Genomic DNA, 14,341 nt, shown 5'->3' with positions numbered 1-14,341 from the left:
GTGTCAACTGAACCGATTGCACGCTTCCTCGATCTGCGTGGCATACGCGTTTCGTACGGATCAAACGAGGTTCTGAAGGGCGTCGATCTCTCGGTTCGTCAAGGCGAGGTCGTCGTCATCATTGGCCCGAGCGGCAGCGGCAAGAGCTCGCTCCTGCGAACGGTTAACATGCTTCAGCCGGTCGTCGGCGGTGAGATCGTGCTGGAAGGCCAGGACTTGCTCTCCGGCAAGCAGGACGTGAATAAGGTCCGCCAGCGCGTGGGAATGGTGTTCCAGCACTACAACCTGTTTCCGCATCTCACCGTTTTGAAGAATCTCACCTTGGTTCCGCGTCGCGTCTTGAAGGAGCCGACTGCGGAATCGGAAGCGCGCGCCCGAGAGTTGCTCGCGAAGGTCGGTTTGGCAGACAAGGAGAGCAGTTATCCCGACCAGCTTTCGGGAGGCCAGCAGCAGCGTGTCGCGATTGCCCGAGCCCTAATGATGCGCCCTCACGTGATGTTGTTCGATGAGGTCACATCGGCGCTCGATCCTCAGCTCGTACGCGAGGTCTTGAACGTCATGAAGGATCTCGCGCGCTCCGGCATGACTATGCTTGTCGTGACGCACGAAATGAGTTTCGCGCGAGAGGTCGGCGACACACTCGTATTTATGGCCGACGGTGTGGTCGTTGAGAAAGGGCATCCGGCCGACGTCCTCGATCGACCAGGTCACGACCGCACGCGCCAATTCCTGTCGCACACTGACGTCTGACCTACTTTTTTCGCCATACCAAGATCAACAGGAAAGCGGAGATTATGAACATGCTGAAATGCCTAGCCGCGATCGCGGCCCTGTCATTTTCGATAGTGGCGTTGCCGGCCATCGCGCAGTCGAAGGTGGACGTGCCGCTGCCCACGGACCTCGCCACGCCAAAGGTTCTGACGATCGGCATCAATTGCCAGTATCCGCCTGCAGGCTATGTCGGGCTCGATGGAAAGCCTGCCGGCTTTGAGTATGGGCTCGTCAAGCGCATCGCCGAATTTGCCTTCGGCACCGAAGCCGGTCTCCAGACCCAATGTATGAACGACAGCAACCGTATCCCGTTCTTGCAGTCCAGCAAGGTCGACCTCGTGCTCGCCTCGCTTGCCAGAACTCCGGCGCGCGCCGAGCAAATCGACTTCTCGGATCCGATCTGGTTGAGCAATCTCCAGCTCGTTGTGAAGAAGGATTCTCCCATCAACAACTACGCCGACCTCGCCGGTCGCACGGTCGTGACGCCGACAGGGAGCACCTACCAGACCTGGTTACAGAAGTGTCATCCGAAGGCGAACCTGATCACGGCCCAAAGCCCGGCCGATTCCTCCACGATGCTGATCCAGGGGCGTGCTGACGCCTTCGCCTATATCGACGTCTACGACTACAACTTCGTGCAGAACAACAAAAACTTCAAAGTCGTTGGCGAGCTCGCTTCACCTGCGATCCAGGGTATTGGCGTCAAGAAGGGCAATGCGGCCATGCTTGCCTGGATCAACGCAGTGATCGCCAAGATGCGCGAAGAAGATGCCTTCTACAAAGCCTTCGCCGAAGAAGTCAAGGATCCGACGATGGTCGCGAAGTATCGCAATGTCGTCCCGGGGCCGAAGGTCAAGCTCGACTATGCCGGCGTCGATCCCATGGAGTGCAAATCTTGAGGGTCCCGGCAGCGCGATAGCGTCCCAATTCGGCTTGAGCGGAGGTGCGGATCGTGCAGAACGATCTCATGAAAGAGGTAACTGAGCTGCTGGCGGGGCTCGGCAACAGCCTCCTCATCAGCGCGATCGGCATCGCGCTCGGAATTGGGATCGGGCTCGTGCTCGGGGCAATACGCTATGCACGGATCCCCATCACCAACATTGCAATCGTTGGATTCGTAAATGCATTCCGCTGCACGCCGCTCCTCGTACAGATATTCCTCCTGTTCTACGCGCTACCCGACATAGGCATCCGTCTGACGCCATTCGAAACTTCCTGGCTAGCGCTCGCATTGTGGGGCGGTGCTTATCAAACGGAGGTCTTCAGGGCCGCATTCGAAGCTGTGCCGAAAGGCGAAGTGACGGCAGCTCGCGCTCTCGGCTTGCCGGCGTTCCAGACCTTTCTTGACGTCACACTCCCGATCGCGTTGCGCATGGCGATCACCGGAACAACGACCACGGCGATCACGCAGTTCAGATCGTCCTCCTTCATGATCGTCGTCGGCTATCAGGAATTGACCTATGTCGCCAACCGGATCGTGTCAGATACGTTTAAAGTGTTTGAGACCTTCGGCATCGCTTGTCTCATGTACCTGCTGGTGTGCAGCATCCTCAGCGCTTTGTCTCGTACGTTCGAGCGCAGGCTCGCGATTCCGGGGCTGGGAGTAGTTAAATGAACAACTGGGTTTGGCCTGTCACCCTTTACCTTGGTAAGGGCCTTTTGGTCACTTTGTGGATCTCGCTGCTCACCGTCATTTTGGCGACAATGCTTGGTCTCCTGATCGCGGCACTGTCGCAAAGCACGCTCACGTTCGCGCGCTTTCTCGGACGGCTTTACGTCGAGTTGTTCCGCGGCGTGCCGTCGCTTATGATACTCCTCTTCGTGTTCTTTGCCCTTCCGCAAATTGGTCTCCGCACGGGCCCACTCACGGCCGCAATAATCGGATTGGGGCTCTGGGGCGGGGCGAACATCGGTGAGGTCTTTCGAGGCGCCTTGGATTCAATTCCACATCGCCAAGAGCAGGGTGCCCGAGCGCTTGGCTTGAGTGCAACGGAAGCGCTTGTGTTCGTCATTTTGCCACAAGCATTTCGGCGTGCGTTGCCGCCCTACGTCGGGCAGCTCACCGTTCTTGTCCAGGCGAGTGCACTGACGTCCGTTGTCGGCGTGTCAGATCTCCTGGGATCGGCGCGTCAAATGATAGAAAGACTAGCGTATGTCGGAACCGGAGACTCACACGCCATCGAGATCTATCTGGGTGTGCTGAGCATATTCTTTGTGATCTGCTACTCGTTGACCGGGCTGGCCAGTATGATCGAACGCCGTCTTCGAGTCTGAAATCAATTCCTAGTCGATCGAAACCTTCGAGGGAAAGGCAATTGCCCCGTTTTGGCGAGACCCGATCGACTCCATCGAGGGCTTTTCGCGGAGACTTGTTCTAGTTCAAGCAAAGCCCAAACTGCACCGAGAGCGCGCCCACGCCCGTCAGATCATCGCCTAAAAAGCGGCCGCGCGGACGGCCATCGACCGTCAACGCTAACTTACAAGGATTGTGCAATGAGCATCTACAGCGGACCGGTGTTCGCAATGGCGCAGGAGCAGTTTAATCTTGTCGCAGACTACATCGGAATCGAATCGGAACATCGTGACCGGTTGCTATACCCGAAGCGCGCGATCAGCGTGTCGATACCGCTGCACACAGACGATGGGCGAACAAAAGTGTTCCAAGGGTATCGTGTTCAGCATCATCTTACTTTGGGACCGACAAAGGGCGGTACTCGATTCTCGCCGCAGTTAGATGTTGGCGAAGTCGCTGCCCTAGCGATTTGGATGAGTTGGAAATGCGCATTGTCGGGGTTGCCTTATGGTGGCGCTAAGGGCGGAGTTGCCTGCGATCCCAATAGCCTCTCCGCGCGCGAACTCGAGGCGATAAGCCGCCGCTACATGCAAGAGATGATTCCTTTCGTAGGACCGAATACGGATGTCATGGCGCCCGACATGGGGACGAATGAACAAGTCATGGCCTGGTTCATGGACACGTACTCCATGTACAAGGGGCACGCGATCAATGAGATAGTAACCGGGAAGCCCGTCGCGATTGGCGGCACTGCGGGACGGCGGGAGGCGACTGGACGGGGTGTTGCGCATCTCGTCAAACGCGCGCTGGAGTCAATTCAGCTCGATTCGTCCAGATCGACAGCGATCGTTCAGGGGTTTGGCAACGTAGGAAGTATCTCGGCGTATATTTTGGCCCGAGAGATGGGCGTGAGAATTGTAGGTCTGAGCGATCACACGGCTGCCTACTACGATCCCGCTGGACTACCGGTAGATGCGATTGAGCGCTACGTCGGTCAGAAGCGGTATTTGGCTGGCTGGTCCAGCGAGTCGGCCATTGATCCTTCGGAGCTTTTGACCCGCGAATGTGACATTTTGATCCCCGCCGCCACCGAACAGGTCATTACAGCCACAAATGCTCCGGAGCTTTCGTGTCGGATTCTAGCCGAGGGAGCAAATGGTCCGACAACGCCAGATGCCGACGCGATTATCGAAGAACGAGGCGATATCTTTGTATTGCCGGATATCCTCTGCAACTCCGGCGGAGTGATCGTTTCCTATTTTGAGTGGGTTCAAGACCTGCAACGGCTCTTCTGGACTGAGAAAGAAGTGAATGATCGATTGAAAGACATCCTAAATGTGACTTTCGATCGGGTCATTCGCCGCGCCCGCAAGGATGGCATTTCCCACCGCATGGCTGCAATGGCGATAGGGATTGAAAAGGTTCGTGAAGGGAAAAAGCTGCGTGGATTGTTTCCTTAATTGAGCTTGGCGTGGTCATCCGACCCGCTGAAGCTGAGACGGTGAAAAGTTCAACATGACGGTAACAAGGTCGTGCAAGCGACCCATGATCTTACGGTGGGCCGTGCTGAGCATCGGTGAATTCGATGTGGGCAATCTTCGTTGCGGATGCGGGAGGACCCTCCTGTCAAGATGTGTTGACCAATGTTCCCAGTTCCTCCCTGACTGGGCCACCGCGTGAGCGGTGGCCCTTCTTTTTGTCGAGCTAGCAAATCTTAGCTTCGCCGCAGTCGCAAGGTGACGTCGCCGTTCGCTAATAAAGAAGCATTCGACCCCAGTTTCGAAGCATGCGTGAGTTGGACATTATGGACTTGAATTTCTCGCATCCCTTGCGTGCGGAGCTTCACAATGAACTCCACGCACGACCATCCTTGTATTTCGAGGGTGATACAGACGTCTGGCATGTCGCCATAGTAGACGACAACCGTCAGCCCTGTGTACCGAGTTGCCTCTCATCCCTTGAGGGATTGTGGATCACGCAGCAAGGGAAGCATGGGATCGCACGCTATATGGACGGGCGCATTAAGTGGGAGTTGCACGCTGAGTTTCTTACGTTGACCTTTGTCACTGCCCCCTCGGAACAATCGGCGGTGCCACCGGAGTCATTTCTCAAGCTGTGCGCTCTTGTTGAAGGACAGACAATTGCGGCGATTCATGTGCGCGTTCGCGATGAAAAGTGCGGCAAGCGAACTGATGAGCCAAACGCCGATTGTGTGGCCTCCGAAGTCGGGGGTGGCGACGCGGAAGTGCACTCTAACTTCCGCCTCGACCAGAATGGTTTTGTTGAGATGATCCTCTTCAATAAGAGTCTGAATGCATATCGAACCGGTCGGATGGTTCGCCGCCTTCTCGAGATTGAAACGTATAGAATGATGGCGTTGTTGGCCATGCCAGTGGCGCGTCGGACTCTCCTAGAGCTTGCCGGATACGATCGTCGGTTGAGCCGTCTGATTGCACATATGCAGAGTGCTACAAAAGTCGACAAAGCGTTGCTGTCGGAAGTAACCAGCCTTTCATCCGATGTCCTCAACTTTTCTGCGACGGCGCGCAAACGATTCGGAGCGGCCAGAGCATATGCCGAAATTGTCGCAAGCAGGATCGAGGAGATTCGGGAGGGGCGCGTCGAACAGCGACAAAGAATTGGAACGTTCATAGGGAGGCGCTTCCAACCAGCGATTCGTACCTGCCACGCCGCCGAAAGGCGCTTGGACGAGTTGTCGGAGCGGGTCCGTTTGGCAGGAGATCTCTTGCGCACTACCGTCCAGGTGCAACTGGAGGACCAGAACGCGTCTCTTTTGGCTGCGATGGGGGAGCGCGCGAAAGCCGCGCTGCACATACAGCAGGCGGTAGAAGGTTTTTCGGTTATAGCGATCACCTACTACGTTATCGGCCTTGTAAAGAACGTTCTAGTACCCACTTTTCTTGGAACGTGAGTCGTGATTCAAGGTCGGGATGATACCCGAAGCAAGAGAAGTCCACCTTTCGAGGAAAGATCGCAAGGTGCTTGAGGCGTGCTGTCGCTCACCGGTGACGTTGCAGCGCGATTTGAAGCGGGCGCGGATAGTTCTGTTGGCGGCGGATGGGCGCAGCACCCGGTCGATCGCCAAGGAAGTTGGGGTCCAGCCGCGGATTGTCAGCCTTTGGCGGCATCGCTATGCCGACCATGGCCTTGAAGGGCTGCAAGACAAGCCGCGGCCTGGCAAGCAGCCGATCTATACGAAGACGACCGACAAGCGGATTCTGAAGCTGCTGGATAAGCCGCCACCGCAAGGGTTTGCGCGCTGGACCGGCCCCCTGCTGGCCGAGGCGCTGGGCGATGTCGATGTCCAATATGTCTGGCGGTTCCTGCGCAGCCACAAGATTGACCTGGTGGCTCGCAAGTCCTGGTGCGAGAGCAACGACCCGAACTTTACGGCCAAAGCCGCCGATGTTGTCGGCCTCTATGTCGCGCCGCCGGCGAAGGCCATTGTGCTGTGCGTGGACGAGAAGCCCTCGATCCAGGCTTTGGAGCGAGCGCAGGGTTATCTGAAGTTGCCCAATGGCCGCGCCTTGACCGGCCAAAGCCACGATTACAAGCGGCATGGCACCACAACATTGTTTGCGGCGCTCGAAGTCGCCACCGGAAAGATCATCGCGACCCATTCAAAACGCCGGCGCCGCGTCGAGTTTCTCGATTTCATGAACAGCGTCACCGCGGCTTTTCCGAACCGCAAGCTTCACGTCATCCTCGACAACCTCAACACCCATAAAAAGAACGAGGACTGGCTCAAGGCCCACCCCAACGTGCAATTTCATTTCACGCCGACAAGTGCGTCATGGCTCAATCAGGTCGAAGTATGGTTTTCCATCTTGCAGGGGCAGTCGCTCAGCGGCACCTCCTTCACGAGCCTCAAGCAGCTTCAGGAACACATCGATGCCTACGTCAACGCATACAACGACAGAGCCGAGCCCTTCGTCTGGACCAAGAAAAAGGTCCGTCAACGCCGTTTCAAAGGCCGCCGTATCACTCAGCTCTGATTCCGGGTACTAGAAAGTGTTTCTGAGCTGGGGGTTAATACGCATTTTGCGAAACCTCTATTGCTCTTGGCAGTCCCGCTTGTTCTCTTTGCCGTCTGGCGGAGCATTCAGCACATCCGCGGATCCCATCCGTCGCTTAGTTGAATCCGTAACGTAACGCTGCGGCAATCGCCAGTGCACCAACTCGGGTGTTCGCGCCCCGCCGGTGGGTCGACTCGCAAGTTATCTTGCGTCGCCGCAAGGGGCGGGTTTCCGTCGGTGAGAGATGAGAATCGTATGGTAAAGCCGCCGAAATCTGACGGACCTCTCGACCGCGCATTCGCGATCGTTGGCCATGTCGCCAATCAGACGAAGGCCATTTCGGTTGCGGAGATTGCGAACGCGCTTTCGTTGCCTCTTCCGACCGCACACCGGCTCGTCGGAAACTTGGAAGAACGCGGGCTACTTCAGAAGGCGCTTGGATCTAAGCGCTACGTGGTCGGCAATCAATTGGTTACGCTGTCCGCCAAGGTGATCGGCGCAGCCTTTCGAACGGCGAGCCGGCACGCCGTATTGCGCACCGTTGCGGACGAAATCGGCGAGCAATGTGAAATCGGCGTCGTGCGCGACAACGTTGTCACCTATGTCGACAGCGTGCGCGTATCCCAGCCGCAAGGCCTTCAATTCAATCCGGGCGAAGCCGCCCCACTTCACTGCACGTCGACAGGAAAAATCTACATGAGCCGCTTACCCGCGAGAGCGCGTGAGAAATTGTGTCGTTCACTCGCTCTGACCAAGTACACGGAGAACACTATCGTTGATTGCGATGCGTTCCTGACGGTTCTTGAGGAGACCCGCCGTCGCGGCTGGGCTAAGACGAATGAGGAGTACGTGAAGGGCGTTGTCGGTTGCGCCGTGCCCATCGTTTCGCCGGATCGCGAGCTGATCGCTTGCCTTGGCGTATCCGTCCCCGTGGCACGGGTCAGTCTCGCTGAATTAGACCGGTTCATTCCCCCGCTGCAAAAGGCCGCCGCCCTCCTATCGGAAACTATCCTTCAGACCGACAGCGAGGACGAAACGCTAAAGGACGCTTGAAAGCGAAATTCGCCTCATCGGCTTAGATCGTCATCATGGAGCAGAGGAGGGTATGACGTTGCACGTCTATTGGGAGTTTTGCCCGCCCTCATGATGGCGAGCACAATGGTCGAGCCGCCGGCTGCAGCCGACAGTCCGACGCTGAACAAGATCAAGTGCAGTGGCGCCATCACGATAGGCTACCGTGAGGCCTCCATTCATATTTGATAGAGGTAGTTCGCGCTTGTGCGCTCATGTCGGCTTTGTTGCTTCCAATGATGCCGGCGCAAGTTGATGTCAAACATTTCATTTCCGAGGGTAAGCAAGCGAAATTATCATTTTTCGGAATTGACGATCCGATGAGGTTAGCCAAGGCAATCTGATCTTAATTCTTGTCAAACAGGATATGTCGATTCCAACTTGGAGACGTCAGGTGAAGCAAACCAAGATTGCGTGGCGCCTTGCTATCATTACTCTCGTCATGTTCGTCGGCGTGATTGCCGTGGCGACAACGGCGTTGCTCGAGCTGCGGACTCAGATCGAATCTGAAAGAGAGCGGTCGCTGCGCAGCGTCGTGGATGTAGTTGCGTCGCAGATCGACGGCCTGGCGCCTGATTTGCGCTCGGGACGACTGACAAGGGATGGTCTCATACAAAAGGTGAGATCGATCGTCTCCGCGGCTCGATACGATGGAAACAACTACTTTTTTGTTTGGGACTGGGATGGGACCATCCTGGCGGACCGCGGTACTCCTCAGAACATCGGGAAAAACCTGCTCGATAAGGGAGACGTGAAGGGGACCCTGTTCCGCAAGGAGATTGTAGACAAGGCGCAGCAGACGGGGTCCGGCGTCGTTACTTATTACTTCCCTCGAGCGGGGCAAACGGAGCCACTCCGAAAGAAGGCGTTCGTGATAGGTCTTCCGGAGTTGAAACTGATCGTCGCCTCCGGCATGTACGTAGACGATCTCGAAGCTGCTTTCGGTGCCGCTGCGTTTCGACTTGGTGGATTTATGCTGCTGATCGTCCTGGTCAGCGGAGCTTTCACGATGCTGGTTGCGAGGTCCATCTCGAGACCGCTTGTGGCGATGGATCGGCGTCTTCGGGAGATGGTCGCGGGCGACCTCGACGGGGACATACCCGGACTGGATCGCCGTGATGAGATTGGTCGGATGGCGTCCTCGGTGGCGGTACTGCGGGATCACTCGGTCGAGGTCGTGCGTCTGAGAAAGCTTCAAGAGGAGGGTGAGCGACAGGCTGCAGAAACCGAACAGTCTGGCTGACCGGTTCGAGCAAGCTGTGGGCGAAGTCGTGGAAGCCGTATCATCTGCTTCGACTGAACTCGAAGCGTCGGCAAAGGCCTTGCGGAACACGGCGGACCATTCCGAAAACCTCACAGGCATCGTCGCGGATGCATCAGGGGTGGCTTCGACGAATGTTCAATCCGTAGCTGCCGCAACGGAACAACTGTCATCGTCGATCAATGAGATCAGCCGTCAGGTTCTGGAATCTGCCCGAATTTCTTCTGAAGCCGTCGGCCAAGCGCAGGATACGAACAAACGTGTCAGCGAACTGTCAGAGGCTGCCGGCCGCATCGGAGATGTAGTCGAGCTCATCAACGGCATTGCCGGACAAACCAATCTCCTGGCCCTTAACGCCACGATTGAGGCGGCGCGGGCTGGTGAGGCGGGGCGAGGCTTCGCGGTAGTGGCCTCTGAAGTGAAAGCGCTGGCGGAGCAGACGGCAAAAGCGACGGGCGAAATCGGTCAACAAATATCGGGAATTCAGGCTGCGACGCAAGAATCGGTTGCTGCGATCAAGGCGATCTCAAATACCATCGAACGTCTCTCTGGATTCGCTTCGGCTATTTCAGCCGCAGTCGAAGAGCAGCACGCTGCCACCAAGGAGATTTCACGCAACGTCCAGCACGCGGCCGAAGGTACCCACCAAGTGTCGGCCAACATCGCGGATGTTAAGCGCGGAGCAACGGACACGGGGGCAGCGTCCGCCCAAGTCTTGTCCGCTGCCCAAACTCTGTCGGTCGACAGCGAGAAACTTAGGTCCGAGATCGGCCACTTTCTCTCGTCGGTCCGGGCGGCGTGAAAGCTAGAGGCGGTCGCGCGGACGCGGTCCCAATCGCCTAGAGCGGAAACCCAGAGATCCAACCTAACACCGAGTTGGCTTCTGGCTTTTCACCGCCGCAAAGCCGCATCCGAGGAAAGACATCGTCACGATCGGAACGGACTGACTACAAAGAGCCTGAAAAAGCATGTACGCTGCGTCTTTCGGCAGGGATGACGCTAATGGCAGCACAAACACAGACTGTGACATGCAAATTTATTGGTGATTTTAAGGTAGGCGACAACATCGTTTCAAACGCAAACGCACTTTGTCATCTGTCGTCAAACAATGAAAAGGGCGTGTTCAACAAATTGCTAGTGGTTCAGTCAGGCTCCATTGTGGAGGCCGCGCTGGACCAGATTATCTATCGCGCACAGAATTACACCAAAGAAGGCGTACCCAACATACCTGAGGACGTGCTGAAGAAAATCCGCGATTCTAAGATTGAACGATTCAACAACATCATTCAGGCAATGGAAACGCACAGGCTGCTCGATGAACTCGGCGCCAACATTTACAAAGACCTTCATCGTCTTCGAAAGCTTCGCAACCGCATCCATATTCAGTTTGACGACGAACCGGAAGATGTAGATCGGGACGACTCAAAAGCGTTTGTCGATGCCACCGTGAAATGGGGCTTGTCCCTATGTCTTTCTGTGCTCAAACATCTGGGTGAGAAATACCCTCGACCGCCTGAGCTTGGAGTGTATGCACAGGATGTCTCGATCCCGGCGTCATAGTCATCATCGTTGCGATGGCTTGAGCTAACGGTCGGTCGGCGAAGCCGAGGAAAGGCGCGAATGATTGTTTTCAAATGAACAGACGATAGTCATAAGATGCTGTGCCAAATCGCTGTAGCAGCGAACCAATGCGTGCAATCTCATTCGAAGAATGAAGGGTCGCAGGCAGTTTGGTATAAGGTCGAACGTATTCCAATTCATTTTTGAGAGACCCATAATCTCTTCGGCAAGCTGGCGCAGCTCGCTCTGTCCAGCATGTCGTCGAATGATGAGGGGCGCCGGGATGCGCCGCTTACCTTGAAAGTATTTGAATCGTGGATGCAAAGCGGTCGTCGCTCCATGTACCCAGAGCAAAGCCGAGAAGTCATCGACCTTCATGACAGTTCCGCGCCGAACCGGGTAGTTGTCGTCATCAAAGCTACCTTTGCCGTCAGGGATAGACGCTACATATCGCAGGGCGCTATCAATCTGGATCTCGACCATATCGAGGTGCTTTACACCGCCGAGCCCCTCGGCTAATCCCTCGCGCTCGTCAGCAGTAAAGTTCGTTCGTTTGTGTAAGACGACCCGTTCTGGAAGTTTCAATCGGGCGTCGAAGAAGAGTTGCCGAATGGTCTCGCCCGTGCGCCGGGCATCTTCTTTCGACATGAACGGATTCTTGCCATAGAAAATCGGATCTTCGATCTTTGAGAGCCTGTACTGAAGGCCTTCGCCCTTGCCGCTGTAGATGTGGCTGCATCCCAATACGACGTGCTTTCCTTTTTCGGCAGTCGGGTCGATGCTGAATCCGAGGCCGACGAAAGCCGTATTATCGGCAAGGCTATTCAAAACCCACGGAGTCCGCATCGATTTCACGTAGAGCGCAAGTGAGAGCCACCACCAGACCCGACACTGATAATTGTCCGCAAAAGTGTCCTCATCGAAAAACTGTGAAGCGATGCCACGTTGTACGCAGAACGCTTTCACGAAATCATGGACGTCGAACCGCTCGGCTTCGGTGCGATACCCGCGGAAGTTGCTCCAACGAGACGGATATAAGATCATCACGACATGAGGAGCGTAAGTGGATTGCAACGCCTCAATGCCCTTTGTGATGTGCGATGCGATCTGGAGCGCGCCTGTCTGAGGATCAGAGCTAGTTGGCTCTGGGCAGAAGAACCATCCTTTACCACCCGGCTGCGGGATCTCTAAAGGCAGACCGTAAGCCATCGCGAAACCGGGATAATCGACCAGGTAGTCTTTTTCGTTCTGACTCGGGGAGAGTACCCGATTTGCATTCTGGAGATAAGAATGGAGACCTCGTGATTCGGCTGAAGCACAGATGACGCCCAATCGCAGCCCAGTAAAGAAACCTTGAGCCGTTAGCGAGTAATCAAATGGACGGTTCTGAGCTAGGCCCCGCACTGGATGTGGCGAGCGTATGAGACCGGTTCCCGATTTGTTGGAGAAAACCAACTCTGGTTCGTCCACTTCAATCCCGGTGTACCTGACCAGCGGCTGCAAGGAATCCGGCGTTGGCGTGATTTTCCCACCTTTCGGAAGTCCGATCTCTCCGAAAACAGGTGAGCGGCGAATTTTGAATCGAAAGCTTGAGCCGCAATTGCGCGGGAACTCGTAGACCGTTTCCGGTGCCGTAGGAAGAAGCCGCTTTCGCCATTCCATGACGGCTTGATTGAACTGCTTATTGTGCTGATAGCCAAGGATCGCGAGTTTGACTGGATTGGCGACTTCTCGCGGAGCGGGCTGTCCGTCCTTTGTGAACACCTTAATCGTCGGCATGATGGCCAAATATTGCGTTCCCGCATCCCGGCGTAGATAGAGATGGACTGAATCGTGGGTGACATATCCGGCGGGGCACCGACGCTGATCGCTTCGCGGTTCTGTCTTCCAAATTTCGTGCCGCCCGTCCGTGGGCAGCGCTACCGTTTCAGACATTGATTTCGTCAGAGCTTCGCGCATGAGCGAAATCATCGCGCCATCATCATAGGCCAGGTCGTTCGGCCCTACAGGTGTTCTTTCAATCGGTCCTTTAACATTCGAACCGAACGCATCCTTGATTTGGTCAACTTGCCCAAGAGCAAAGATCTTTCCTTTGAACGGAACAGCGATAATCGATTTGTCAGCCGTGATCTCGCGGAGCGCCGACCACACGTGGTCCTTGGGCCATACTTTCAGGTCAAACAGCAGCACTTCTGACGGACACTCTAACGCGTAAGCATTGCTTTTGATCAGCGTGGTTGCCCGATGCTTAGGTAGAGTAAATGGCAAACGGGCAAGCCTGTCTTGCCCCGCTGCGGCTTCCATTGCATTAAGAGCAGCTTGACGAGACTCGCCCTTGAGACAATGAAGTCCCAGCCGGGTGAGCAAGTCGTCGAAGCCCATGCCAGGGACGAAGTATGCTTGCCTTCCGTGGGCTCGCGCATGTTGTATTAAGCTTTCGATATGAGGAGGACAGTCCGCGTCTCCAAAGCTGCACCAGTAAAGGACACCGTTGCCCGATTGACCGTAAGCGTCACGGAACGCATCCATCAGTGATTGGTCACGCCCGCTGTAACCCGAGACGATTATAGATGTGTTCTGAAGTTCCGCGACTAGAGCCGAGCGTAACGCCGCTTCCTGTCGTTGAAGCTCGCTCGAAGTATTCTTCAGCCTATCGTACCGGTAGTCGCCGTGCATCGACACGCAAAGAAGCTCGCCTTTTGTCGGAATTCGATCGACGCGGTTTTGCGAGTCGATACCGACCTCAATGGGCGCAAGCGAGAAATTGGCCGCAGCCCGTGCTGCCAAGCCGTCAAAATTGGGGGACCAAACCGAGCGAACGATATCCGCCTCGGCTAAATGGCAAAGTAGACGATATCCAATATGTGGCGTCGCATTACGCACTAGCTCTTGAAAATAGGCGCGCCGATCCGGCTCGATAGGGAAGCAACGGTCAATATAGAAGCTGTACTCTTCGGGAGAGTTTTCGGTCGGATATCCGCCTTGCTTATTAAACCAACCCTGGATGCGGCGACGCACGCCATCGAGCGATAGCTCCGAAAACTGCTCTTCCAGACCGGGATTGTTTGTCAAAAAGATCTGACGCTTCCATTCCCAGATGCACATCTGGGCCGAAGGCAGGCCGGAACTGGTTGACGCGCCTGCGCCCAGAAACAGGGCCAAGGGCATGCCGCGGCGCACGCCGATCGATCTGATCAAGGCGTCGAGGGAAAGCAGGATCGGCTGGTCATCGCCAACGGACGTTTGCTCGGCAATAGTAGTGGCAGCGGTAGTCATGGGCTCTCGCAAATTTCTGAAGCTCTATGCGAGGCAAAATGGCCTCGGCATATCAACGGACTGCGTTGATAT

The 14,341-nt window shown here is 55.9% G+C and carries 10 protein-coding genes and 2 pseudogenes; 11 read left to right on the top strand and 1 reads right to left on the bottom strand.

The genetic code is table 11. From position 1 onward, the window contains the following. The 11 genes and pseudogenes from ACFLEY_RS33175 (at position 1) to ACFLEY_RS33125 (ending at position 10,993) form a co-directional block, all read left to right on the top strand. On the top strand, positions 1–750 hold the full coding sequence (locus ACFLEY_RS33175) for an amino acid ABC transporter ATP-binding protein (RefSeq protein WP_082755985.1): 750 nt from the start codon (positions 1–3) through the stop codon (positions 748–750). Between the two features lie 44 nt (positions 751–794). After that, entirely contained in the window at positions 795–1,670 is an 876-nt protein-coding gene (locus ACFLEY_RS33170; RefSeq protein ID WP_035677874.1) for a transporter substrate-binding domain-containing protein, read from the top strand. 53 nt (positions 1,671–1,723) lie between these two features. Next, positions 1,724–2,386 carry an amino acid ABC transporter permease gene (locus tag ACFLEY_RS33165; RefSeq protein WP_225005044.1) on the top strand — a complete coding sequence of 221 codons (663 nt, stop codon included), beginning with the start codon at positions 1,724–1,726 and terminating at the stop codon, positions 2,384–2,386. Beyond that, positions 2,383–3,045: an amino acid ABC transporter permease gene (locus tag ACFLEY_RS33160; protein ID WP_060910558.1), complete on the top strand. Its 663-nt coding sequence runs from the start codon at positions 2,383–2,385 to the stop codon at positions 3,043–3,045. Before ACFLEY_RS33165 ends, ACFLEY_RS33160 begins: the two co-directional genes overlap by 4 nt. 219 nt (positions 3,046–3,264) lie before the next feature. Beyond that, complete coding sequence (locus ACFLEY_RS33155; RefSeq protein WP_060910559.1) at positions 3,265–4,524, top strand: Glu/Leu/Phe/Val dehydrogenase; 1,260 nt, start codon at positions 3,265–3,267, stop codon at positions 4,522–4,524. Positions 4,525–4,868: 344 nt separating this feature from the next. Beyond that, positions 4,869–5,996 (top strand): DUF3422 domain-containing protein, encoded by a 1,128-nt coding sequence (locus ACFLEY_RS33150; protein ID WP_211434292.1) that lies wholly within the window; start codon positions 4,869–4,871, stop codon positions 5,994–5,996. Positions 5,997–6,015: 19 nt separating this feature from the next. After that, positions 6,016–7,080 (top strand): IS630-like element ISRj1 family transposase, encoded by a 1,065-nt coding sequence (locus ACFLEY_RS33145; RefSeq protein ID WP_026192128.1) that lies wholly within the window; start codon positions 6,016–6,018, stop codon positions 7,078–7,080. A 276-nt stretch (positions 7,081–7,356) separates the two neighbouring features. Continuing rightward, complete coding sequence (locus ACFLEY_RS33140; protein WP_060910560.1) at positions 7,357–8,154, top strand: IclR family transcriptional regulator; 798 nt, start codon at positions 7,357–7,359, stop codon at positions 8,152–8,154. A gap of 385 nt (positions 8,155–8,539) precedes the next feature. Next, positions 8,540–9,058, top strand: a pseudogene (locus ACFLEY_RS33135) (cache domain-containing protein); the annotation flags it as partial. 45 nt (positions 9,059–9,103) lie between these two features. Continuing rightward, positions 9,104–10,235, top strand: a pseudogene (locus tag ACFLEY_RS33130) (methyl-accepting chemotaxis protein); the annotation flags it as partial. Positions 10,236–10,435: 200 nt separating this feature from the next. Then, positions 10,436–10,993 carry a hypothetical protein gene (locus tag ACFLEY_RS33125; protein WP_171901225.1) on the top strand — a complete coding sequence of 186 codons (558 nt, stop codon included), beginning with the start codon at positions 10,436–10,438 and terminating at the stop codon, positions 10,991–10,993. A gap of 24 nt (positions 10,994–11,017) precedes the next feature. On the opposite strand, the gene ACFLEY_RS33120 is transcribed toward ACFLEY_RS33125, so the two are convergent. Beyond that, entirely contained in the window at positions 11,018–14,269 is a 3,252-nt protein-coding gene (locus tag ACFLEY_RS33120; protein WP_211434447.1) for an SIR2 family protein, read from the bottom strand. Positions 14,270–14,341 lie beyond the last annotated feature (72 nt).

This window comes from Bradyrhizobium sp. YCK136 (genome assembly GCF_044570075.1).
Classification (GTDB): Bacteria; Pseudomonadota; Alphaproteobacteria; order Rhizobiales; family Xanthobacteraceae; genus Bradyrhizobium; species Bradyrhizobium diazoefficiens.
The sequence above is the reverse complement of the archived record's forward strand: the minus strand, read 5'-3'. Positions and strand labels throughout refer to the sequence as shown.